The 22,032-nt window shown below is 69.2% G+C and carries 24 protein-coding genes; 12 read left to right on the top strand and 12 right to left on the bottom strand.

Annotated features, from left to right (window positions below; translation table 11 throughout):
- The first annotated feature begins 158 nt into the window (after window positions 1-158).
- The gene (locus AB0C30_RS33485; protein WP_357952116.1) at window positions 159-806 is read left to right on the top strand and encodes a TetR/AcrR family transcriptional regulator; all 648 of its coding nucleotides are present in this window, start codon (window positions 159-161) and stop codon (window positions 804-806) included.
- A gap of 10 nt (window positions 807-816) precedes the next feature.
- Here AB0C30_RS33485 and AB0C30_RS33480 read toward each other — a convergent pair whose 3' ends face one another.
- Window positions 817-1,011 (bottom strand): ferredoxin, encoded by a 195-nt coding sequence (locus AB0C30_RS33480; protein ID WP_357952115.1) that lies wholly within the window; start codon window positions 1,009-1,011, stop codon window positions 817-819.
- Between the two features lie 14 nt (window positions 1,012-1,025).
- Window positions 1,026-2,243, bottom strand: a complete 1,218-nt coding sequence (locus AB0C30_RS33475) for a cytochrome P450 (RefSeq protein ID WP_357952114.1) — start codon at window positions 2,241-2,243, stop codon at window positions 1,026-1,028.
- 218 nt (window positions 2,244-2,461) lie between these two features.
- On the opposite strand from AB0C30_RS33475, the gene AB0C30_RS33470 reads away from it, so the two are divergent.
- The 4 genes from AB0C30_RS33470 (at window position 2,462) to AB0C30_RS33455 (ending at window position 4,388) form a co-directional block, all read left to right on the top strand.
- Window positions 2,462-2,932 (top strand): hypothetical protein, encoded by a 471-nt coding sequence (locus AB0C30_RS33470; protein ID WP_357952113.1) that lies wholly within the window; start codon window positions 2,462-2,464, stop codon window positions 2,930-2,932.
- 89 nt (window positions 2,933-3,021) lie between these two features.
- Window positions 3,022-3,339: a hypothetical protein gene (locus AB0C30_RS33465; protein ID WP_357952112.1), complete on the top strand. Its 318-nt coding sequence runs from the start codon at window positions 3,022-3,024 to the stop codon at window positions 3,337-3,339.
- Between the two features lie 3 nt (window positions 3,340-3,342).
- Window positions 3,343-3,636 carry a hypothetical protein gene (locus AB0C30_RS33460; protein ID WP_357952111.1) on the top strand — a complete coding sequence of 98 codons (294 nt, stop codon included), beginning with the start codon at window positions 3,343-3,345 and terminating at the stop codon, window positions 3,634-3,636.
- A gap of 101 nt (window positions 3,637-3,737) precedes the next feature.
- Entirely contained in the window at window positions 3,738-4,388 is a 651-nt protein-coding gene (locus AB0C30_RS33455) for a hypothetical protein (protein ID WP_357952110.1), read from the top strand.
- A 40-nt stretch (window positions 4,389-4,428) separates the two neighbouring features.
- On the opposite strand, the gene AB0C30_RS33450 is transcribed toward AB0C30_RS33455, so the two are convergent.
- From AB0C30_RS33450 to AB0C30_RS33435, 4 genes are all read right to left on the bottom strand, one after another.
- Entirely contained in the window at window positions 4,429-4,755 is a 327-nt protein-coding gene (locus AB0C30_RS33450) for an STAS domain-containing protein (protein WP_357952109.1), read from the bottom strand.
- A gap of 205 nt (window positions 4,756-4,960) precedes the next feature.
- Window positions 4,961-5,854, bottom strand: a complete 894-nt coding sequence (locus AB0C30_RS33445) for a carbohydrate ABC transporter permease (protein WP_357952108.1) — start codon at window positions 5,852-5,854, stop codon at window positions 4,961-4,963.
- A gap of 1 nt (window position 5,855) precedes the next feature.
- Window positions 5,856-6,782: a sugar ABC transporter permease gene (locus tag AB0C30_RS33440; protein WP_357952107.1), complete on the bottom strand. Its 927-nt coding sequence runs from the start codon at window positions 6,780-6,782 to the stop codon at window positions 5,856-5,858.
- Complete coding sequence (locus AB0C30_RS33435; RefSeq protein ID WP_357952106.1) at window positions 6,779-8,116, bottom strand: extracellular solute-binding protein; 1,338 nt, start codon at window positions 8,114-8,116, stop codon at window positions 6,779-6,781. The genes AB0C30_RS33440 and AB0C30_RS33435 overlap by 4 nt, the downstream gene beginning before the upstream one ends.
- A 277-nt stretch (window positions 8,117-8,393) precedes the next feature.
- Here AB0C30_RS33435 and AB0C30_RS33430 point away from each other — a divergent pair, with 277 nt between their 5' ends.
- Both AB0C30_RS33430 and AB0C30_RS33425 read left to right on the top strand, forming a co-directional pair.
- Window positions 8,394-10,895, top strand: a complete 2,502-nt coding sequence (locus tag AB0C30_RS33430) for a glycoside hydrolase family 3 N-terminal domain-containing protein (protein ID WP_357952105.1) — start codon at window positions 8,394-8,396, stop codon at window positions 10,893-10,895.
- The gene (locus AB0C30_RS33425) at window positions 10,879-11,919 is read left to right on the top strand and encodes a substrate-binding domain-containing protein (protein ID WP_357952104.1); all 1,041 of its coding nucleotides are present in this window, start codon (window positions 10,879-10,881) and stop codon (window positions 11,917-11,919) included. The genes AB0C30_RS33430 and AB0C30_RS33425 overlap by 17 nt, the downstream gene beginning before the upstream one ends.
- Before the next feature lie 43 nt (window positions 11,920-11,962).
- On the opposite strand, the gene AB0C30_RS33420 is transcribed toward AB0C30_RS33425, so the two are convergent.
- Entirely contained in the window at window positions 11,963-12,322 is a 360-nt protein-coding gene (locus tag AB0C30_RS33420) for a helix-turn-helix domain-containing protein (RefSeq protein ID WP_357952103.1), read from the bottom strand.
- A gap of 82 nt (window positions 12,323-12,404) precedes the next feature.
- On the opposite strand from AB0C30_RS33420, the gene AB0C30_RS33415 reads away from it, so the two are divergent.
- Both AB0C30_RS33415 and AB0C30_RS33410 read left to right on the top strand, forming a co-directional pair.
- Window positions 12,405-12,974 carry a carboxymuconolactone decarboxylase family protein gene (locus AB0C30_RS33415; protein WP_357952102.1) on the top strand — a complete coding sequence of 190 codons (570 nt, stop codon included), beginning with the start codon at window positions 12,405-12,407 and terminating at the stop codon, window positions 12,972-12,974.
- 77 nt (window positions 12,975-13,051) lie between these two features.
- The gene (locus tag AB0C30_RS33410; RefSeq protein WP_357952101.1) at window positions 13,052-13,609 is read left to right on the top strand and encodes a GNAT family N-acetyltransferase; all 558 of its coding nucleotides are present in this window, start codon (window positions 13,052-13,054) and stop codon (window positions 13,607-13,609) included.
- 62 nt (window positions 13,610-13,671) lie between these two features.
- On the opposite strand, the gene AB0C30_RS33405 is transcribed toward AB0C30_RS33410, so the two are convergent.
- Entirely contained in the window at window positions 13,672-14,310 is a 639-nt protein-coding gene (locus tag AB0C30_RS33405) for a helix-turn-helix domain-containing protein (RefSeq protein ID WP_357952100.1), read from the bottom strand.
- 88 nt (window positions 14,311-14,398) lie between these two features.
- Here AB0C30_RS33405 and AB0C30_RS33400 point away from each other — a divergent pair, with 88 nt between their 5' ends.
- From AB0C30_RS33400 to AB0C30_RS33390, 3 genes are all read left to right on the top strand, one after another.
- The gene (locus tag AB0C30_RS33400) at window positions 14,399-15,235 is read left to right on the top strand and encodes an NmrA/HSCARG family protein (RefSeq protein WP_357952099.1); all 837 of its coding nucleotides are present in this window, start codon (window positions 14,399-14,401) and stop codon (window positions 15,233-15,235) included.
- Between the two features lie 197 nt (window positions 15,236-15,432).
- Window positions 15,433-16,185: an SDR family oxidoreductase gene (locus AB0C30_RS33395; protein ID WP_357952098.1), complete on the top strand. Its 753-nt coding sequence runs from the start codon at window positions 15,433-15,435 to the stop codon at window positions 16,183-16,185.
- Between the two features lie 127 nt (window positions 16,186-16,312).
- Window positions 16,313-16,621 (top strand): MiAMP1 family antimicrobial peptide, encoded by a 309-nt coding sequence (locus AB0C30_RS33390; protein WP_225291077.1) that lies wholly within the window; start codon window positions 16,313-16,315, stop codon window positions 16,619-16,621.
- Window positions 16,622-16,670: 49 nt separating this feature from the next.
- Here the strand turns inward: AB0C30_RS33390 and AB0C30_RS33385 are convergent, their stop codons facing one another.
- The 4 genes from AB0C30_RS33385 to AB0C30_RS33370 are packed head-to-tail and all read right to left on the bottom strand — an operon-like array spanning window position 16,671 to window position 21,890.
- The gene (locus tag AB0C30_RS33385; protein WP_357952097.1) at window positions 16,671-18,788 is read right to left on the bottom strand and encodes a beta-galactosidase; all 2,118 of its coding nucleotides are present in this window, start codon (window positions 18,786-18,788) and stop codon (window positions 16,671-16,673) included.
- A 17-nt stretch (window positions 18,789-18,805) separates the two neighbouring features.
- Window positions 18,806-19,672: a carbohydrate ABC transporter permease gene (locus AB0C30_RS33380; protein WP_357952096.1), complete on the bottom strand. Its 867-nt coding sequence runs from the start codon at window positions 19,670-19,672 to the stop codon at window positions 18,806-18,808.
- On the bottom strand, window positions 19,669-20,541 hold the full coding sequence (locus AB0C30_RS33375; protein WP_357952095.1) for a sugar ABC transporter permease: 873 nt from the start codon (window positions 20,539-20,541) through the stop codon (window positions 19,669-19,671). The genes AB0C30_RS33380 and AB0C30_RS33375 overlap by 4 nt, the downstream gene beginning before the upstream one ends.
- A complete protein-coding gene (locus AB0C30_RS33370) occupies window positions 20,538-21,890 on the bottom strand; it encodes a sugar ABC transporter substrate-binding protein (RefSeq protein WP_357952094.1) in 1,353 nt (450 codons plus the stop codon). Before AB0C30_RS33370 ends, AB0C30_RS33375 begins: the two co-directional genes overlap by 4 nt.
- Window positions 21,891-22,032: the final 142 nt, after the last annotated feature.

The following is a 22,032-nucleotide window of genomic DNA, read 5'->3' as shown; positions in this document are numbered from 1 at the left end:
TCCCCCTTGTGCGCCGCGCTCACGCCCGCACCCACTTTCGGGTACGCGAAGATCGCGCGGCGGCCATCCCAACCGTAAGGCGATCGCCTCAATAGAGTCAAGCAGTTGACTTAATCAAGGCGATCCCTCTACGGTGCTCCCACGACCGTGCGGAGGTAATGGTGACCACGACCAAGCCCGAGCGTGGCGGCGAGACCCGTGAGCTGCTCGTGACGACGGCCGAGCGGCTGTTCGCCGAGCACGGGGTGGCGGCGGTGTCCAACCGCCAGGTCAGCGAGGCGGCGGGGCAGGCCAACAACTCCGCGGTCGGCTACCACATCGGCACGAAGACCGATCTCGTACTCGCGATCGTCCGCCGGCACGCCGAGCCGATGGAGCGGCGGCGCGCCGAGATGCTCACGACGATCACGGATTCGGCCGGCCTGCACGAGTGGATCGCCTGCCTCGTACGCCCCGTCACCGAACACATAGCCGATCTGGGCACCCCGACGTGGTACGCCCGGTTCGCCGCCCAGGTCACCACCGACCCCGCCTTCCGCAAGCTCGTCACCGACGAGACGATCACGTCCTCGTCGCTGCGGCAGACCCTCGACGGGATCTCCCGGCTCGTACCCGACCTGCCCGAGCAGGTACGACAGGAGCGCAAGGACATGATCCGGCACCTGCTGGTGCACATGTGCGCCGAGCGGGAACGCGCGCTGCACGAGGGCACGGCCACCCCGCACGCGACCTGGGACGCCGCCGCGACGGGGATGATCGACGCGATCACCGGCCTGTGGCTGGCCCCGGTCAGCGCCACTCCCTGATGGGCGGATGTCACTCCAGGAGGCGGATGGCCGAGGCGGGGCAGCCCGCGGCCGCGACGCGCACCGCCTCATGCTGCTCCGGCGGGGGCGCCTCGACCAGCACGACGACGACACCGTCCTCCTCGCGCTGGTCGAAGACCTGGTCGGCGGTCATCACGCACATCCCGCTGGCGCAACACAGGTCCTGGTCGGCGATCACCTTCATGACGGACCCTCCACCTACCACGTGACCCAGACGTCCTGCAGCCCGCCGGAGAGCCCTCCGGTACGGAGCTTGAGCTCGTCTGGGGCATCCCGCAGCCGCAGGCTCGGCAGCCGCTGGGCCAGCGTGCCCAGCACGACCTGAAGCTCCATCCTGGCCAGGGGCTGGCCGATGCAGAAGTGCGGCCCCGCGCCGAAGGTGAGGTGCTGGTTGGCCTGCCGGCGCGGGTCGAACCGCTCGGGGTCGGGGAACTTGCGCGGGTCCCGGTTGGCGGAGGGCGCGCTGGGGATCAGCGTCGTCCCCGCGGGCACCGTCACGCCGCTCAGCTCGACGTCCTCGGTGATGAACCTGGGCACGCCGATCGCCGAGAGCGTGCTGTCCATGCGGAGGACCTCCTCGACCGTGCCCTGGATCAGCTCGGGGTCGTCGATCACCGCCTCGAAGCGCTCCCGCTCGGAGAGCACCATCGCCGCCATGATGGCGATCATGTTCGACGTGGTCTCGTGCCCGGCCAGCAGCAGCCCGCGCACAGTGGCGATCAGCTCGGCGTGGCTGAGGCGGCCGTCCTCGCTGTCGGTGATCTGCGTCAGCTCGCTGAGCAGGTCGTCGCCCGGGTTGGCCCGGTTGCGGTCGATCAGGTCGGAGACGTAGGCGTTGAACTCCTCGTACGCCTGGTCGACCTCCTCCTGGGTGTTACGCGTCAGGGTCAGCATGGTGCGCGACCAGTGGGCGAACTTGTCCTGGTCCTCGCTGGGCGCGCCGACCAGCGCACAGATGACGCGCACCGGAAGCGGCAGTCCCAGCCCGGCCGACAGGTTCGCCGGGGAGCCCTTGGCCACGAGGCCGTCCACCAGGTCGTCGGTCATCGCCTGGATCCTGGGGCGCCACACCTCCATCCGCCGGACCGTGAACCAGCGGCTGAGCAGCCGCCGCCATCGCAGGTGCCCCTCCCCCTCGCTGATGTTCTCGCTGCCCATCCGGCGCCGGCTGAACAGGCCGCCGTCCTTCGTGGTGGACATGCGGGCGGCGCCCTCACGGGCGAGGTTGCGGCTGAACCGCGGGTCCGAGATCACCGCACGGGCGTCGTCGTACCGGGTCACCAGCCCGGCCACGTCGCCGCTGGGCAGCCGGACGTGCGCGACAGGGCACTGCTCGCGCAGCTCCGCCAGCTCCGCGGGCGGCTCCAGAGCCGTGGCCCGGGTGAAGGGATAGTCAGGAATCGCCTCAGCAGTCATCGTGCCCTCCAGTTCGGGAACCTGATCGCACTCACCTTAAGTCGGCTGCTTTATTAAGGCAACCTCCTTGAAATGGCCCTCGGATGCCCTTCTGGGCCGCCTTTGGTGCATAACGGGCTTGGCGGTCGGCGGGTGGTGCGGCTGACCGGCGACGGGCGACCGTCGGGCGCGGGGTCGTCGCGGAGCGTCGCGTGGGAGCTAGGCTCAATAGATCGGAAATGTGGGAGAGAAGGGACCCGATCATCGTCAACGACTACTTTCCCTCGTCCGAGGGCCCACGGCGATCGGCGCGCCGGCGCGTGACGGAGGCGGCGATCCTCAGCAGCCACGACCAGAGCCGGGCCGACATCGCCCAGTGGACCTGCCCGCACGGGCAGCACGCCGGGCACGGCTGCGTCACCTGCTACGAGGTCTCGGCCGACGCCGATCCGGCGTTGCCGTTGTGGGAGGTCGCGGTCTGGTTCACCTCGGCGCGGCCGATCCCGATCAGGACCCTGCACGACGTACACCGCCACGGCCGCCGCTTCGCGCTGGACCAGCCCTCGACCCCCCTGGTCTACCTGCTGAGCGGGCAGATACGCGCCGAACTGGGCGCGGAGGCGGTGGCGGGCATGGTCGGGTTCCTGCTGCAGAACCAGCACATCGTCGACGAGTTCATCGTCACGGAGATCCGCGCCGTCCACTCCTGACGCCCGAATGGGTAGGGGACTACTCAGGTGCGGCGCCCCATTCCTCCTCACTCTTGGCTTAACGGCACAACCAAGAGAGAGGGGGCGCGATGGCCGTCACTCGAATCGACTGGCATTGGTTCTCCGCCTGGGGAAACGGTTACCACACGGTCGATGTCAACCTTCCCCCGGCGCTGGTCGGCACGTCGGTCTCGCTGTACGGCGCGACCGGGGGCGGGACGCAGTACGCGGGGATCAAGCACTTCCGGCGCAGGCTCGACTCCGGCGCCGATCAGGACGTGGACTTCGGCGAGTGGCCCTCGTGGCCGCCGCTGGTCTTCGACCGCGTCAGCAGCGTCACTCTGGCGATCGCCACGGGCACGGATCAGACCGGCTGGCTGCTCGCGCGGCTCGACTTCTGGGGGTGAGAGATGGAATTCAGGTCAACGGGCGGCGGTCGGGTCGCCTACGTCAAGAGCTGCGTCCTGTATGACGCCGACGGCGTGATACAGCACGTCCATCACGTCGTGGACATGGAGGGCGTCGAGGAGACGCCGGAGAGCGTGGTCGCCGAGCGGGCGCTCGCGCTGGCCAGGGATCGCGGGCTGGACTACGCCGCGCTGCGGACGCTGCACGTGGACCCGTCGCTCATCAGCGGCCCGGTGCACATGCGGGTCGACACCTCCAGCGGGGCCCTGGTGACGGAGGAGTCTTCCGCCCTTTAGCCACGGTCCTGTTAGCCACGGTCCTGGCCGACCGGCGGCGCGCACCCGCTGCCAAGCCGGTGTCAATCTGCGTGCAAGCGGCTCTCGTTAGCGTCGCCGGTATGTCACGACGATGGTTATTCGGTGCCGGCGCGGCGACCGCGGTCGCCGCGCTGCTGGTCACATCCTCCCCGGCGGCGGCCGGTGCCGCCACCCAGAACACAGCGGCACCGGCGGCCACTCCGGCGAAGGTGTCCAACAAGCTGTTCCACGCGTGGCTGCGGCGCGACCGCGCGGCGGCCGCGAAGGTGGGCACCCCCGCGGCGGTGAATTCGATCTTCTCCTACGTCTACCGCGCGCCCGACGAGTTCGCGGGCTGCGCCGGCAACGCGTGCCGGTTCGTCCACACCAGCGTGCGGGTACCGGGCGGGCTCAACGGCCTGCTCATGATCGTCTCAGGCTCGAAGGTCACCCGGGTCTACCAGTCGCGCCACGTGACCAAGCCGGCGGTGGCCGCCAAGCAGCTGCTCACGGCGTGGCAGAAGGGCGACCGCAACCTCGGCCTCGAGGTCGCCTCTCAGCAGGCGGTCGCCAGACTCTTCCGAGTCAAGTACGACCCCAAGGGCGTGACCTACTACTTCCAGGGCTGCACCAAGGAGCCGAAGGGCTACAGCTGCGCCTATTCCTACGACGGCGGCGCCCTGCTGATGCACCTCAAGGGCTCGGTCACTCGCGGGTACGACGTCCAGTCGATCGGCTACATCGCCGACTGACCGTTACCGATTTCCGATCACCTCAGGACGCGGGGACGGGTCACAGCATGATCGGCAGGCTGCGGTCCAGCCCGGACATGTGCAGGAGAGCGAGCATGAACGGGCGGGGCCCGGCCAGCGCGAGCGTGATGCCCTGGGCACGGGCGCGGTGCTGGATGCCGACCAGGATGCCCAGGCCGGTGGCGTCGCAGAACGACACCCCCGACAGGTCGATGATGAGCGTGCCGGTGCACGTCGTCAGGGCCGTCACGAGGTTCTGACGGAGCTCCTTGCTGGTGAAGATGTCGATCTCACCGCTCACCTGGATCGTGGTCGGAGCGGATGTTCCGCCGGCTCTGGGAAGCGGTATGGCGTGCGTGATGGTCATGATGATTCCCCCATCGAGGTCCGAGCTCAGCGTGCCCTGTCCAGATCTCTGGAGAAACCCGTGAGCGGTCGATCGCCGTGGGCGACGCTGACCTGGGTGCCAACGCACGAGATGTCCTCGGTGGGATGAGTTTATCGCATTTCCCGGTCAGTATTCGGAATGGTGTATTGGGCGATTCATTAACCAAAAGAGATATTCCACGCGATTATTTACTGAAGCCCGCCATCAGGCCACTGAGGAGCTGGCGCCGGCCCACCACGTACAGGGTCAGGATCGGCAGCGTGGTCAGGACGACCGAGGCGAGCACCGCCGGCACGTTGATGCTGTACTGGCCCTGGAAGGTCCACAGCGCCAGCGGCAGGGTCCGCTTGTCCGGGCTTTGCGTGAGGATCAGCGGCAGCAGGAAGTTGTTCCAGATCGTCAGCGCGTTGTAGATCGTCACCGTCACCACGGCCGGCCGGGACAGCGGGAAGGCCAGGCGCCAGAGCGTCCCCCATTCGGTGGCGCCGTCCATCCGCATCGACTCGAACAACTCCTTCGGGACGTCGCGGATGAAGTTGGACAGGACCAGCACCGACAGCGGGATCGCGAAGGCGATCGACGGCAGGATCATCGCCAGCAGGGTGTCGTAGAGGTGCAGCCGGATGATGATCAGGTAGATCGGGATGACCGTCGCCTGCAGCGGGATGGCCAGGCCCATGAGGAACAGGGAGTTGACCGACCGGATGAACCGGCGGGAGGAGGAGCCCCGTACGATCGCGTAGGCCGCCATGAAGGAGACGCCGACGGCAGGGATCACCGCGCCGACGGTGACGATGAGGCTGTTGACGAAGTACTGGATGAAGTCGGACTCGATGACCATGCGGTAGTTGGCCAGGGTCGGCTCGGTCGGCGGCGCCAGCGGGTTCATCGCGTAGTAGTTGCTCTGCGTCTTGAAGCTGGTGATGACGATCCAGTAGATGGGCACCACCACGACGACCAGCCAGAGCCACCCGGTCGCGCCGCCCAGCCAGTTCCAGTGCCGGGCGGGCGCGTCGCGTTCGTGCCGGGGCTTCTGGGCGCTGGTCCGCTCAGGGCGTGTTGTCAGGGTCGTCCCCATGTCAGGCCCCTTCCATCTGGCTGTGGTCGGCCTTGCCGCCGCCGAGCCGGCGCAGCAACAGCGACAGGGCGAGGCCCACGAGGACGAGGATGAGGGCGATCGCGCTGGCCGGGCCCATGAGGTTGGCCTGGAAGCCCCGCTTGTACATGTCCAGGGCGAGCACCCGGGTGGCGTCGCCCGGACCCCCGGCGGTCAGCACGAAGATCAGGTCGAAGAAGGTCAGCGAGCCGACGAGCACGAGGGTCGTGGACGTGATCATCGTGTACTTCAGCTGCGGCAGGGTGATGCTGAAGAACTTGCGGACCCGCCCGGCGCCGTCCAGCTCCGCGGCCTCGTACATCGACTTCGGGATCTGCCGTACGCCGCCCTGGTAGATCAGCGAGTGGAACGGGATGAACTGCCAGGACACCACGAAGACCACGACGCCGAGGGCGAGGCCGGGCCGGCCGAGCCAGTCCTGGCTGAGCAGCTCGATCTTCAGTCCGGCGCCGAGGCCGAAGTTCGGGTCGAGCAGCGCCTTGTAGGTGATGGCGATGGCCGCCGAGCTGAGCAGGAGCGGGATGAAGTACAGCACCGACAGCACCGCGCGGTAGCGCTGGGCCCCGGCCAGGAACACCCCGAGCAGGATGCTCGCCGGCGTCTGCACCAGCCAGGACAGCGCCATGATCAGGAACGTCACCCACAGCGCGTGCGGCAGGCCGGGGTCGGTGAGGACGGCGTGCCAGCTGGTGAAGCCCGAGAAGTGGATGTCGCCGATGCCGTCCCAGGTGGTGAAGCTGAGCGCGAGGACCCCGATCAGCGGGATCACCCCGAAGCCCACGAAGAACACCAGCGCCGGAACGGTCAGCCACGCGAGGGGGAGGTTGCGTCCCCCTCGCGCCCGGGCCGATGGCTGACCTGGTCCGGCGGAGGTCGGAATGGTGGTCACTTGCCGATGACCGCGTTCATGTTGGTGGTGAACTGCTGCGGTGAGATCGACAGCTGGAACAGCTTGGCGATGTTGTCGAGCAGCACCTCCGCCGCCGTGGGGCTGAGCGCCTGGTCCCAGGACTGGGCGAAGGTCTTGGCATTGCTGGCGATGCCGTAGACGAACTTCAGCCACTCCGCGTCCTTGGAGGAGGTGAACGCGCTGTCGGCGCCCTTGACGATCGGCACCGAGCCGGCCCCGACCCACGCCTTGATCTCCTCGTCCGAGAGCAACGAGGCGAAGAACTTCTTGGCGATCTCCTTCTGCTCCGGGGTCGCCTTGGAGGAGATCGACATGTACTGGCCGGGGTTGCCGACCGTGTCGCTGGGGTCGCCCTTACCGCCGTCGACCGGCGGGAAGTTCATGTAGCCGAGGCTGCCACCGGAGACGAAGTCGCCGCCGTCCTTGGACATGCTCCCGTACGTCCAGCCGCCGTGGAGCATCATCGCGGCCTTGCCGGTGTACAGCAGCGCCTGGTCGGCGTTGGAGTCCGCGGTGATCGAGGAGAAGCCCTTGATGAACCCGTTGGCCTTGATCAGCTCCTGCATCTTGGTCAGGGCGTCGATGGCGGCCGGGTTGGACCAGGCGTCCTTCTGACCGTCGAACACGGCCTGGAACACCTCGGAGCCGCCGATGCGGTCGAAGAGGAACTCCAGCCACATCATGTTCGTCCAGCGGGACTGCCCGCCGAGGGAGAACGGCGCGATGCCCTTGGCGTTGAACTTGGGCACCAGGTCCATGATGTCGCCCCAGGACTGGGGCGGCTGGGCGCCGATCTGCTCGAAGAGCTTCTTGTTGTAGTACAGGACGATCGGCTGCACGGTCTCGCACGGCATCGCGTAGATCTTGCCGTCCACCGTCGCGGCCCCGAACGAGGACGGGAACAACCGGTCCTTGACCGCCGCGTTCTGCCCGAACCACGAGGTGAGGTCCTCGACCTGGCCGGCCTGGACGTAGCTGCGCAGGCCGCCGCCGCCCCAGCCCCAGATGATGGTGGGCGCCTGGCCGGCCCCGATCGCCGTCTTGATCTTCGTCTTGAAGGCGTCGTTCTGGAAGGTCGTCCCGGCGATCTGGCCGTTGGGGTTGGCCTTGTTGAACCGCTCCATGGCGGCGGTGCGGATGCCTTCCTGCGGCTGCGTGGACAGGTACCAGTAGGTGGCCTTGGCGCCACCACCACCACTGCTGGCACCGGGTTTGGTGGGGCCGGAGCTGCCGCAGGCGGCGAGCGCGGCCCCCAGGGGCAGGCCCATCGAGAGGCTGAGGAAGGTGCGGCGAGACGTTGTCCTGGACTCCACGCTGATCTCCGTACTCGAATGCCGGGGGCGGGCCGCGGCTCGTTGATCATCGGATGCGGTGGCCGGCGGTCGTGGAGCAGCACCCCCCGATGCCTCTCCCCCAATCCGCCTTTTAAGTAGGTTCTCGAAACATTTGCGAAATGACCGCGCGGCCGTCAATCTAGATTTCGGCTGTTGACGTGTCAAGACCCAGGAACGCCCGGCAAGCACGACCCGTAAAGATCACTTGACGGCGCCGAAACATTGCGAAATATTGCGGCACTAAGGAGAGCAGCAGATGACGGCTGTAGATCGGCCCCTCGCGGCGGCGCGGGTTCTCCGCCCGTGGCAGGACCAGACGCTCCCCGTGGCCGAACGGGTCGACGCCCTCCTTGCCGAGATGACCCTGGAGGAGAAGGTCGGCCAGCTCGGCAGCCGGTGGGTGGGCAATGACAGCCGGCCGGCCGACCAGCCCGATCCGGACCCGGACGTGACCCTCAATGTGGCGCCGATGCAGGACGTGTTCGCCGCGTCCGGGACCATCCCGTTGGAGGAGGCGAGCCGCCACGGGCTCGGTCACCTGACCCGCGTCTTCGGCAGCGGACCGGTCACCGCCGCCGAGGGTGCGGCGGAGGTGGTCCGCCTGCAGAGCTTGGTCGTCGAACGGTCCCGGCTCGGCATTCCGGCGCTGGTCCATGAGGAGTGCCTGACCGGGTTCACGACGTACGGCGCGACCGTCTACCCCGCCGCCATCGCGTGGGGTGCCACGTTCGACCCCGGCCTCGTGGAGCGGATGGCCGCCGCCATCGGACGGGACATGCGCGCCGTGGGCGTGCACCAGGGCCTGTCCCCTGTGCTGGACGTCGTGCGCGACTACCGCTGGGGCAGGGTCGAGGAGACGATGGGCGAGGATCCCTATCTCGTCTCGATGCTCGGCGCCGCCTACGTCCGCGGCCTGGAGAGCGCCGGGATCATCGCCACGCTCAAGCACTTCGCCGGCTACTCCGCCGCGCGGGCGGCCCGCAACCACGGTCCCGTCCCGATGGGCCGCCGCGAACTGATGGACATGATCCTGCCGCCCTTCGAGACGGCCATCGCCGAGGGCGGCGCGCGCTCGGTGATGAACTCCTACTCCGAGGTGGACGGCGTCCCGGCCGCGGCCGACTCCTGGCTGCTGACCGACCTGCTGCGCGAGGAGTGGGGATTCACCGGGACCGTCGTCTCGGACTACTGGGCCGTGCCATTCCTGGCGACCATGCACGAGGTCGCCGCCGACACCGACGAGGCCGGCGTCCTGGCGCTCAGCGCGGGCATAGACGTCGAGCTGCCCGACACCCTCGGTTTCGGCCCGCACCTGGTGGAGCGGGTACGCCGGGGCGAGCTGCCCGAAGCCCTGGTGGAGCGGGCGGCGCGCCGCCTGCTCACGCAGAAGGTCCAGCTGGGGCTGCTCGACCAGGACTGGACGCCCGAGGGCTCGGTGTCCGCGGGGGCCACGGTGGACCTGGACTCGCCGGACAACCGGGCGCTGGCCCGCGAGATGGCCGAGCGGTCCATCGTCCTGCTCGACGGCGGCACCGCGCTGCCCCTGCGCGCGGAGGAGCTGCGCCGCGTCGCGGTCGTCGGGCCCGCCGCGGCCGAGCCGCGCGCCTTCATGGGCTGCTACGCCTTCCCCAACCACGTCCTGCCCCGCCACCCCGGCCTCGGGCTCGGCCTCGAGGCGCCCAGCGTCCTCGACGCCCTGCGGACCGAGCTGCCGGACACCGAGATCGTCCACGCACCCGGCTGCGACGTGCGAGGCGAGGACCGATCCGGCTTCGCCGCCGCGACGGCCGCGGCCCGCGCGGCGGACCTGTGCGTGGCCGTCGTGGGCGACCTCGCGGGCCTGTTCGGGCAGGGGACCTCGGGCGAGGGCTGCGACGCCGAGGACCTGCGGCTGCCCGGGGTGCAGGAGGACCTGCTGGCCGAGCTCGCCGCCACGGGGACGCCGGTCGTCGTGGTCGTCGTCTCGGGCCGTCCGTACGCGCTGGGCGAGGTGCACGCCGGGGCCGCCGCGCTCGTCCAGGCGTTCATGCCCGGTGAGGAGGGCGCGGCGGCCATCGCCGGGGTGCTGTCCGGCCGGGTACAGCCAGGCGGCAGGCTGCCCGTACAGATTCCCCGCCGGCCGGGCGGGCAGCCGGGCACCTATCTGCAGCCGCCGCTGGGCCTCAACAGTCACGGCATCAGCAACCTCGATCCCACTCCGCTGTTCCCCTTCGGCTACGGCACCTCCTACACCTCCTTCGAGGTCGGCGACCTGCTCATCAGCGACGCCGAGGTGCCCACGGACGGGGAGTTCACGGTGTCGGTCCGCGTCCGCAACACCGGTGGCCGGGCGGGCGAGGAGGTCGTCCAGCTGTACCTGCACGACGTGCTCGCCCAGGTCACCCGGCCGGTGCGGCAGCTGGCCGGGTTCGCGCGGGTCCGGTTGGAGGCGGGTACGAGTGCGTGCGTACGCTTTCACGTACACGCTGACCGGACCGCCTTCACCGGCCGGGACCTGCGGCGGATCGTCGAGCCCGGGGACGTCGAGGTGCTCGTCGGCACCTCCGCCGCCGACCTGCCGTGCCGCGGCGTCGTCCGGCTGACCGGCCCGCTGCGGGTCGTCGGTCGCGACCGGCGGCTCGTCACGCCCGTGGACGTGGACCCCGTCGCCGGGAAACCCGTCACCGGGGAACCCGTCGCTGGGGACCCCGTCGCCGGGGAACCCGTCACAGGGAAAGTCGCAGGGAAACAGGAGGGCAGAGATGCCGGTCAGTCCTAGGCGGGCCACGCTGGCCACCGTGGCGGCCTCGGCCGGCGTGTCCGTCGCGACCGTCTCCAAGGTGCTCAACGGCCGCAGCGACGTCGCGCCGGCGACCCGCTCCCTGGTGCAGTCCCTGCTGCAGCAGCACGACTACGTCGCGCCGTCACCGCGCCGGACCGAGGCGACCGGGGTCGGCACGATCGAGGTGCAGTTCGACACGGATCTGACCGCGTACTCCGCCGAGATCATCCAAGGCGCGGTCGAGGCCGGGGCCGAAGTCGGCATCGGGGTCGTCATCAGCATCCGCAGGGGCAGGGAGCGTACCCCCGGGTGGGTCCGCTCCCTGATCTCCGCCGGTCGGCGGGCGCTGATCGCCGTGACCAGCGAGCTGACCTCGGCACAACTGACCGCCCTGTCCCGGGCCCACTTGCCGCTGGTCGTGATCGACCCGCTGAACCTGCCCAGCGTCCGCGTGACCAGCATCGGGTCGACCAACTTCACGGGCGGCTTCGCCGCGACCCAGCACCTGCTCTCCCTCGGGCACCGGCGCATCGCCTACCTCGGCGGCCCGGCGTCCGCGGCCTGCAACCAGGCCCGCCTGCACGGCTACCGCGCCGCCATGGAGGCCGAGGGAGTGCCCGTGCCGCCCGCCTATGTACAGACGGGGCACTTCCACTACCCGGACGGCATGGTCACCGGCGCGGCGGTGCTCGACCTGGCCCAGGCTCCGACGGCGATCTTCGCGGCCAACGACGAGATGGCCCTGGGCGTCATGGAGGCCGCCCGGGCGCGCGGCCTGCGCATCCCCGAGGACCTCAGTGTCGTGGGCTTCGACGACACCCAGCTCGCCCCGATGGCCTCACCCCCGCTGACCACCGTCCGCCAGCCACTGCGCGAGATGGGCGGCGTCGCCCTGCGCACGGCGCTGCGCCTGGCGGCCGGCGAGAAGATCGACTCCCACCACGTGGAACTCGCCACCGAACTGATCGTCCGCGGCTCGACCGCTCCGGCATCGCCCACCTCCAGCGCCTTGGCCCCCTGAGGCACGGTCCCGCCGCCGCCCGTCCGAGCCTCAGGCGGCCAGGTCAGTGGGGCTGTTCAGGTGAGCGTGCGTGGATGGTCTCGGCCCAGGTGTCGGCCCAGACGTTGAGCTCCCGAAGGGCGGGGCCAAGCGACGCCCCTACGACGGTCAGCGTGTAGCCCGCCTGGCTGGGAGCGACCAGTTCGGCGGTCGTCAGTTCGTCGAGGCGCTGGTACAGGACGCTAGAGGAAAGCCCTTCGCAGCGTGCGAGCAGAGGGCGCGCGCCGAGCGGGCCGTCTCGCAACTCCCAGATGATCCGCAGCGCCCAGCGTCGGCTCAGCAGGTCCATGGCGGCCATCAGCGGCCGGCCGGTCGCGGAGCCGCGAACGGGCCGGCCAGGAAGCGGAGTCCGATTCGTCGACATACCCCTCCTTGCGTTTCGATTTCCGAAACATTAGCATCGGGACGTTCCGTTTCGATTTCCGAAACACTCAGGGGGAGGGTGGATGCCGCGCATAGCTCTGGTGGAACCGCCGTACGAGCCCGAAGTCGGGGCGCAGTTGGAGAGCATGATGCCGGCGGGTGTCCCGCCGATCGGGCTGTTCCGGATGTTCGCCCGCAATCTTCCGATGACCGGTGCGATGCACGGATGGGGCCGTTACGAGCTGGGCCGTCAGCTGACGCTGACCATGCGGGAGCGGGAGATCACGATCGCCCGTACGTGTGCGCGGTGCCGCTGCGAGTACGAGTGGGGCGTCCATGTGTCGATGTTCGCCGAGCGGGTCGGGCTGACCACCGCGCAGATCGTCTCGGTGACGCACGGGACGCACAGCGATCCGTGCTGGGAGTCCCCGCGAGAACGCCTGCTGATCGAGGCCGTCGACGCCCTGCATGACAGCTGCGACATCGACGACGCACTGTGGGCCCGGCTCGCGGAGGTCATGGACGACGGCCAACTCCTCGACCTCCTCATGCTCTGCGGCTGGTACCACGCGATCAGCTTCGCCGCCACGGCGGCACGCGTGCCCCACGAGCCACACGCCCCACGGTTCGCCGACTTCGCTCCCGCGAGCTGAGAAACCTCCCGAGGCAGGCAGGCAGGCAGGCAATTATTCAGTGGCGCGACCCGTACGGGTCGGCGAAGACTCGCCGTATGCGGGAGAGCTGGAGATTGTCCGACGGCACGGTCACCCTCTCCCCCTTGTGCCTGGATGACATCGACGCCCACCTGGCCGGGGAAGACGACCAACTGGTGCGCTGGCTCAACGGAGGACCAGGGACCCGGGCCACGGTCGAGACGCACATACGCCGATGTCTGGAGCAGTGGGCGGCCGGTGGGCCCGTCCGTACGTTCGGGATACGTTCAGAGGGAATCCTCGCGGGGACGATCGACGTGCAGTTCGACCAGCCGTATCTGGTCCCCGGGCAGGTCAATCTCGCCTACGGGCTCTACCCGGCCTGGCGCGGCCGTGGCATCGCCACCCGCGCGGTGGGGCTGGCCTGCCTGCACGCGGCAGCCGCCGGGGCGACCCAAGCGGTCATCAGGGTGGATCCGGAGAACACCGCCTCGGCGGCGGTGGCCGGCCGAGCCGGCTTCACCTACCTGAGAATCGCGGCGCGACCTGGACCGCCGCCTCCGACGTCGACATCGACCACCTGGTATCTGTGCCCGCCGCGCAGATGTGATCGGAAGCTCCTGGTCGAGGCGTGAGCAACATATCGCCGGCAAGTGCCGACATCAAGAGCGCCTACCGTCGTCAGAGGTTGCGCTCGTCAGGTCTCCCACAGGGCCTGGTAGCGCTGCACGCTGAGTGGTCTGCCGGGCAGCGGGCCGGTGTTGTGGGCTTTCAAGCCGTCCAGGGCGATGGCCAGCAGCCGGGAGCGGATCTCTTCTTCGCCGTGCCCGGGCAGGTGCGGGGCTGTGCGGCTGAACTGGCCGATGAGCAGGGAGATGTCCATGGTGGACACGTCCGTGCGAAGCACTCCTGCGCGGTGAGCGCGGGCGATGAGTTCGTCGGCCAGGTGCTGGGCTCGCTGGTTGGCGCGCCGCATCTCGGGCGTGACCTCGATGGCGCCGGCCAGCGGGGCCAGGATGCCGAAGCCGAAGGCCACGCATTGCTGGATGTAGGAGGCCAGTCCCTGCCAGGGGTCCTCGTGAGCCAGGCCGTCCTGGGCGGCGCCCGCGACGCGTTCCATCGAGTCGACGCACAACCGTTGGAGGAGTTCTTCCTTGGTGCGGTAGCGGCGGTACAGGCTGCCCATGCCCACGCCCGCATGCTCGGCGACGGCTGATACGGGCGCATCGAATCCCTGAGTGGTGAACACGTGGCGGGCGGCCTCGATCAGCGCGTGGTCGTTGCGGGCCGCCAAGGCCTGCGGGCCTCGCTTGCGGCGAGTCACGGGGTCGGACATGGACCACAGGATACCGATTGCGGAGCGCTTCGCTCCGAGTTACATTACCCGGAGCAAAACGCTCCGAGTAAGAGGCGGTTATCTGACCATGTCTGCTTCCCGTGTTGTTCTCGTCACTGGCGCGACCGGCAACCAGGGCGGAGCCACCGCCCGCGAGCTGCTGGTTCGCGGCTGGGCCGTCCGCGCGCTCGTCCGTGATCCGCGTAAGCCCGCAGCGCAAGCGCTGCGCGAGCAGGGCGCGGAGCTGGTCCAGGGCGAGTTCGACGACCCCGGCTCCTTGCGCGAGGCGATGAGCGGCGTGCACGGCGTGTTCAGCGTCCAGGCGCTGGCCTACGAGCCCGAGACCTTGGCCGCCGAGGTCCGCCATGGCAAGACCGTGGCCGACATCGCCCGCGACAGCGGCGTCGCTCACCTGGTCTACAGCTCCGTGGGCGGCGCCGAACGCGAGACCGGCATCGACCACTTCGAAAGTAAGGCCGAGATCGAGCAGCACGTCCTGACCCTCGGCGTGCCCGCCACCATCCTGCGGCCGGTGTTCTTCATGAACAACCTTCTCCACTACGCCAACGCCGTGGGCGAGCGGCTCCTGGCGTTGCCGGTCAAGCCGGACAAGCCGATGCAGCTCATCGCCACCGACGACATCGGGGTCTTCGCCGCTGACGCCTTCGACAATCCCGCACAGTTCATCGGCCGGCAGATCGAACTTGCCGGCGACGAGCTCACTTTCCCCGAGGTCGCGGAGATCTATGAGCGCGTCACCGGCACTCCGACCAGGTTCGAGGCACTGCCGATCGATGAGCGCATGTTCGAGTGGTTCGCTGAAGAGGGTTACCGGGCCGATATCGTGGCCTTGCGCCGTCGGCATCCGGAACTGCTGACGTTCGAGCAGTTCCTCACCCGGCGACTGAGCGCTAGCCGATCCTGACCTACGCTGGGCTCAAGCCCCTGCGACAGAGCATGCTCGCCTCCTGCTGACTCCCAGCCCAACGGCACAACGCCTTCGAGGAGGCGGAGGCGTTGTGCCTTCTCCTGCGGATCCACCCCGCAGCTTGGTTGTCCGGCGACCCGCACTAGCGTGTCTGGACGGCGTACCGCCGGAATCTGTTGGGAATGAGGTCAATCGTGGACAGTCGAGGCGTGCTCGTAACCGGATCGTCGCGTGGGATCGGCCGTGAGATCGCCAAGATCTTCGCCGGCGGCGGCGACCGGGTCGCGATCCACCACCGGGACTCCCCCCGCGAGGCGGAGGAGGTCAGATCCGCGCTCGACGGCGATGGCCACGCCGTCGTCCAGGGAGACATAGCGGATCCGGAGGCCGTCGCCGCGTTCGTCTCGGCGGCGATCGACGCCCTCGACGGCATCGACGTGCTCGTGAACAACGCCGCCGTCTACCTCTTCCACGATCCGCTGACCGTGGACTACGCCTCCTGGCAGCGAATCTGGCGCCGGACCGTCGAGGTGGACCTGCTCGGCGCCGCGAACGTCTCCTGGTGCGTGGCCCGGCACATGGTGGAGCGCGGGCGCGGCGGGCGCATCGTCAACGTCGCCTCCCGCGGCGCCTACCGGGGAGAGCCGCAGGCGCCGGGATACGCCGCCGCCAAGGCCGGCCTGACCGCGATGGGTCAGTCGCTGGCCATCGCGCTCGCCCCGCACCGCATCGCGGTCTCCTCGGTGGCGCCGGGTTTCGTGGAGACCGACATGGCGGCCGCCATTCTGACCGAGGAGAACCGGGCCGGCGTCGAGGCGCAGAGCCCGTTCGGCCGGATCGCCCAGCCGCAGGAGGTCGCGGCGGCGGTGCGCTATCTCGCCTCGGCCGAGGCGGAGTTCGTCAGCGGTACGGTGCTCGACCTCAACGGCGCCTCGTACCTGCGCTGAACCCGTGGCGGTGGCGACCACAGCCTGTCGTCACAGTAAGTGTCTCCTCGACTACTTTCCGTACATGATGGAGGGCGTCCTACGGCGAGCCAGGCTCGCCCAGCGGAAACTTGCACCAAGGAGCAGTGTGAAGAGAATCCTCCTCGTACCCGCCCTGACCGCCGGAATCATCGCCCTCACCGCCAGTGCCGCCTACGCCTCGCAGTACATCGCCTACGAAGGCCGGGGCTTCACCGGCAGGTCCGTCGTCCTCGACGCGTGCGGGGTGTCCAACATCCCCTTCCACGGGTCCTACAAGTGGTACGGCGACGGCCAGTCCGGGCGCATGTACAACCAGCCCAACGCGCAGGGCGTGATGCATTTCGAGCTGCCCTCCAACCGCAACGCGGAGCAGCGGACGCCGGTCGGCTGGCAGAGCATCTTCATCGTGTGCTGAGCTGAGCGAACTACGGGGGGCGTCCGCACGGCGGGCGCCCCCCGTGGCGTCAGCTCTCCACGAGGATCCGCACGTCCCAGGGTCCGAGCGTCAGCTCCCCGCCGGCCTCGTGGTCACTTCCATCGAGTACGTCCCGCACCGCCACAGGCAGCCGGACCGCGACCGGATCCCACGACCAGTTGTGCACAAAGCGGACCTTCCGCCCGTCCCGGGAGGTGGCGCCCGTGGACGTCACGCTCGCGGCCCCGAACCGCCAGCCCGACGACTCGGCCGGGACAATCCAGTCGAACAGGGCGCGGGCCAGGACGGTGTCCGGCACGGTCCCCACGTAGGTGATCCGCCCCTCGCCGTGGGCGCGGCTGGTGACGGCGGGCCACCGGCCGTAGTGCGGGTGCTCGTAGCGGGCGAGCACCCGCGCCGTCTCCACCCGCACCTCGCCCGCCCAGCGCTCGCCATCCACCCGTACCCCGTCCGCCCAGCGCGTGGCCGCCGCGCCGGGCGGAAGCGCCAGCGGCGAGCCCTCGGGCGCGTGGACCGGGAGGTCGGCGTCCAGGTTGGCGAACTCCTCGTACGAGATGCCGGCGGGCTCCGCGAGGCGGCCCGGCATGACGTCCGTACGGGCCCGCGCCTCCAGGTCGCCGTAGCCGGTGCGCGGTCCGAGCACCAGGTGACCGCCGGCGGCGGCGTAGGCGGCGAGCCAGTCGAGCGTGGCGTCGTCGGCGATGTAGAGCGCGGGGACGACCAGGACGGGATGCCGGCCGGCGGCGTGCGCCGCCTCCTGCTCGGTGAGCTGCCCGGTGTGCATGATCCGCACCTGCAGTCCCGCGTCGAAGGCGCCTCGGTAGAACGGGTCGAAGATGCCCTCGTACGAGCGCCGGTCCGGCCCGCTCTGGCCGTCGGCGAGCGGCGGGTAGAACTCCAGCGCCCACTTGCTCGGCGCGGAGTAGAGCATCGTGATGTCGGCGTCCGGCGTGAGTCCCGCGATCAGGTCCCCGGCGGTCCTGAGCTCGGCTCCGATGCGCGCGATCTCCTGGTAGACGCGCCCCGGCCGGCCGCTGTGCGGCAGGATGCCGCCCCAGTACGTCTCGGCGCCGAAGTGCAGCGTGTGCCAGTGCCAGTATTCGATCATGCCGGCCCCGCGCGACACCAGGGCGTAGGCCGCCTGGCGCCACTGCCCGTCGTAGGCGGGGCGGTTCATCCAGGGGGCGCCGATCGCCTGCGCGTTGGTCTCGGTGACGAGGAAGGGCTCCTGGCGGGAGGAGTACATCCGGTCGGCGCTGTGGTAGAGCGCCCAGGTCCCGCTGGTCGTCCAGCCCTGCGGGCCGGCGCCGGTGTCGGGCAGGGCCAGGCCGTCCTGCATCGCGTAGTACGGGTTACCGGCGGTGACGTCCAGGTGGCGGGTCAGCCGGTCGTCGGCCAGGGCGGGCCGGTTGTAGGAGATGCAGGTGGTGACGAACTGCCCGGGCCGCGAGTACTCCCGCACGATGCCGGCCTGCCAGTCGATGAACTCGGCGGTCTGGTCGGCCTGGAAGCGGCGCCAGGCCAGGTCGTACTGGGCCTGGATATTGCCGTCGGGAGTCCACAGGTCTGCCCAGGTGGACAGGCGGTGCGACCAGTAGACCAGGCCCCATTCACGGTTCAGCGTCTCGACGTCGCCGTAGAGGCGGCGCAGATGGTCCACGAAGCGCTGGAAGAGGCCGTGGTTGTGGAGCAGTTCCAGGCCCGGTTCGTTGTCCACCTGGAAGCCGATGACCGCCGGGTGATCGGCGTAGCGGGCGACGATCTCCCGGATCACCCGCTCGGCGTGGAAGCGGAAGGCGGGGTGGGTGAAGTCGACCTCCTGCCTGGCCCCCCACGGGATGCGCTCGCCGGTCCGCCGCTCCCCGGCGATCTCGGGGTACTGGCGGGCCAGCCACGGGGGCACGGCGTACGTCGGGGTGCCCAGTACGACGTGGATGCCGCGCTCGTGCGCGCCGTCGAGCACCGGCCGCAGCCAGTCCAGCTCGAACCGGCCGTTCTCCGGCTCCCAGGTGGACCAGACGGACTCGCCCACGCGGATGACCGAGAAGCCCGCCCCGGCCATCAGGTCGAGGTCGGTCTTCAACCGCTCGTACGGCTGGTACTCGTGGTAGTAGGCGGCGCCGAAGAGCACCTGCTCGGGTAGCACACGTTCTCCTATCCGGGTCATTGCTTGACCCCACCGGTGGTGAGGCCGGACTGCCAGTACTTCTGCAACAGGAGGAAGGCCGCGACGAGCGGCACGATGGACAGCAGCGAGCCGGTGACCACCAGCGCGAGCAGGTCACCCGTCGCACCGCCGCCGGCCGCCGACTGCGACGACCAGGACGCCAGGCCCACGGTCACCGGGTAGAGCGAGGGGTTGTTCAGCATGATCAGCGGCAGGAAGTAGTTGTTCCAGGTGGCGACGAGGGTGAACAGCAGCACCGTCACCACGCCGGGCATGAGCAGGCGCAGCGACACCTTGAAGAAGATGCCGAACTCACCGGCCCCGTCGATCCTGGCCGCCTCCAGCAGGCTGTCGGGGACGGCGTCCTCGGCGTACACGCGCATGAGATACAGCCCGAACGGGCTGACCAGCGACGGCAGGATGATCGCCCACGGGGTGTTGACCAGCCCGACCTTGCTGAAGAGCAGGTAGGTCGGGATGGCCAGCGCCGTGGTCGGCACCATGATCGAGCCGAGGACCAGCCCGAACATGGCCCGGTCCCCCTTGAAGCGGTATTTGGCGAAGCCGTAGCCGCCCAGGGCGCAGAGCACCGCCGCGCCCCCGGCGCTGGTCACCGCGTAGAGCAGGGTGTTGAGCAGCCACCGGACGTAGACGCCGTCCCCGTAGGTGAGCGTGGCGCGCACGTTGGACAGCAGCGAGAAGTCGCCGGCGAACCACAGCCCGAAGCTGGAGAACAGCTCACCCGTCGTCTTCGTCGACGCCACGAACAGCCAGAACAGCGGCATCAGGAAGTAGATGAGGAAGGCGATCATGGCCAGGGTCAGGACGTTCCCGCCTCGGCGCCCGGCCGTGAGGGTGGTCATGGCTTGCTCCGGCGGTTGGTGGCCAGCTGGACGGTGTAGGAGGCGATGACGATGACCAGCCCGATCAGGAACGACACCGCCGCCGCGTAGTTGACCTCCTGGCTGGTGAAGGCCAGCGAGTAGGCGTAGAGGTTGGGCGTGTAGGAGCTGTCGATGACGTTGGGCGCGAGCCGCTGGAGCAGTTGCGGCTCGTTGAAGAGCTGGAAGCTACCGATGAGGGAGAAGATCACGGTCAGCAGCAGCGCGGATCTGATCGCCGGGATCTTCACGCTCCAGGCGGTACGCCAGGCGCCGGCGCCGTCCACGGCCGCGGCCTCGTACAGGCTGGGCGGGACGGCGCGCAGCGCGGCGTACAGGATGATCATGTTGTAGCCGGTGTACTCCCAGGTGACGACGTTGGCCAGGGAGCCGAGGGCGAAGTCGCCGCTGAGCAGGTTCGGCGAGGAGATGCCCAGCTTGTCGGCGAGCTGGGCGAGCGGCCCGAAGGAGGGGCCGTAGATGTAGCCCCACATCAGGGCGGCCACCACGCTCGGCACCGCGTAGGGGACGTAGATGCCCAGCCGGAAGAGCCGCACCAGCCGCAGCACGCCGCTGTCCAGGGCCAGCGCGAAGAACAACGCCAGCCCCAGCATGATCGGCACCTGGGTGAGGAAGAACCTGGTCATCCGCCACACGCCGTCCATCAGCCGGGCGTCGGTCAGCGCGCGGACGTAGTTGTCCAGCCCGGCGAACACCGTGCCGCCGATGAGCTGGTCCTTGTAGAGGCTGAGGTAGGCGGCGTACGCCAGCGGCACCACCAGCATCGCGACGAACACCACGAGGAACGGCGCGACGAAGAGACAGCCGGTCCACTTCTTGGCGGGGCTCACTTCGATTCGACCTTGAACCCCTGGTTCGTGGCGTAGGCCGTGATCCGTGACTGCCACTGGCCCAGGGCGGCGGTGACGTCGCCCTTGTCGCCCAGCGACTTGCCGACGGTCTCGTCCCAGTCGTTGACGACCTGGTCGAGGAAGGGGGGCCACGGGAAGTCGGCGGACACCGTGTCGCTGATGGCGGCGAACTCCTTGTTGACCGCCTGCCCGCCGTAGAACTCCGGCCGCTGCCCGACGAAGGCCGGGTCGGACAGCAGCGCCTTGGTCGGCGGGAACAGGAACTGCTGGGTCGCCATCATCTTGGTCGACTCGGGATCGGTGTTGAGGAACTCGGCGAGCTTCGCGGCGGCGATGGGATTCTTCGTGCCCTTGGTCACCGCCGAGGTCGAACCGCCCCAGTTGCCGGAGACCTGCCGGCCGGCCTGCCACTGCGGCAGCGGCGCGGCCCGCCACTTCCCGCTGGTCGCCTTGGCGCTGGTGGTCAGGAACGTGGGCGCCCAGGCGGCCGTCAGCCAGGTCGCGTACTTGCCCCGGTTGAGCGACTGGTACCACTGATCGGTGAAGTCCGCGTCGGTGGAGACCACGCCCTCTTTGACCAGTCCGCCCCAGTAGGAGGCGAGCTTCTGGGCGTGCTCGTCGTTGACGTTGACCGTGACGCGGTCCCTGGCGGGCGTCGCGAACGGCTTGGCGCCGGTCTGCCACAGCAGGCCCATCCAGGCGCCGTTCTGGTTCGAGGCGAGGTTGGTCAGGTAGACGCCGGGATCGGCGGCGTGCAGCTTGCGGGCCGCTGCGGCGAACTCGTCCCAGGTCTTCGGTACGGCGATGCCGTGCTTGTCGAAGATGTCCTTGCGGTAGAGCATGCCCATCGGGCCCGAGTCCTGCGGGATCGCCCAGACCTCGCCGTCTTTACCGGTGACCTGGGACCAGGTCCAGTCGACGAACTTGTCCTTCAGCGCCGCCGCGCCGTACGGGCGCAGGTCGAGGAGGCTGCCGGTGATCGTGAAGGTGGGGATGTACTGGAACTCGATCTGGACGACGTCCGGGGCGCCGGTGCCCGCTTTGAGCGCGGTGCGAAGCTTGGTGTACTGCGGCTCTCCCTGACCGGCGTTGACGACTTTCACGTTGATCGCCGGATACTTCTTCTCGAAGAGCGCGACTTCCTTCTCGATCTGCGGGACCCAGGTCCAGAAGGTCAGCTCCGTGGGCGTCTTCATGGCCTTGTCGATGTCGGCTTGGCCGATGTTCTGGGCCACCGGGGTGGTGGCGGGCGTGCCGCCTCCGGCGCAGGCGCTCAGGCCCAGGCTCAACCCGGCCAGTACGGGGAGCCACCGCTTGTTGATGATCATTGCTAGACTCATTTCTCGTGTGTTGAGCACAAGGAGCCGGACGTCGCAGGTCCGAGCTCCGAGCAGGCCGAAGCCGGGGGGTCGGCGAAACGGTCGCCCCGGCTTCGGTCATGTCAGCGGCGCGCCGTCGCAGAGCGCGCAC

The sequence above is a fragment of the Nonomuraea sp. NPDC048901 genome, from assembly GCF_040649695.1.
In the GTDB taxonomy this organism is placed as follows: domain Bacteria; phylum Actinomycetota; class Actinomycetes; order Streptosporangiales; family Streptosporangiaceae; genus Nonomuraea.
This window is presented reverse-complemented; position numbering and strand designations above follow the sequence as displayed.